The organism is Pseudomonas sp. P106(2024), from assembly GCF_057480815.1.
Window position 1 is genome coordinate 1 of the sequence record NZ_JBLIYU010000061.1, and the last position, 376, is coordinate 376.

At 56.1% G+C, this 376-nt stretch carries 1 pseudogene; it reads left to right on the top strand.

The window, feature by feature from the left end:
• Positions 1-40: 40 nt before the first annotated feature.
• Positions 41-376 (top strand): annotated as a pseudogene (locus tag AC25M7_RS25515) (transposase); the annotation flags it as partial.

Genomic DNA, 376 nt, shown 5'->3' on the forward strand with positions numbered 1-376 from the left:
CACCTCCAAGCCTCATAATGAGGCCCAAATAGGAGGTGCCATGAGTCGTCAGCGTTACCCCGAAGAATTCAAGATCGAAGCGGTCAAGCAAGTGACCGAGAAAGGCAAACCTGTCGCCGAGGTCGCCCAGCGCCTGGGCATGTCCGTGCACAGCCTTTACGCCTGGATCAAGGTCTACAGCAAGCCCCAAGAGCAGCGTCAGCAAGACAATGATCAGCAGGCTGAACTGCGCAAGCTGCGCGCTGAACTCAAGCGGGTGACAGAAGAGCGAGACATATTAAAGAAGGCCGCCGCGTACTTTGCCAAGGAGTGCGGCTGAAGTACGCCTTCATCAACAAGCACTCGACGGATTACCCAGTGCGTCGCCTTTGCCAAA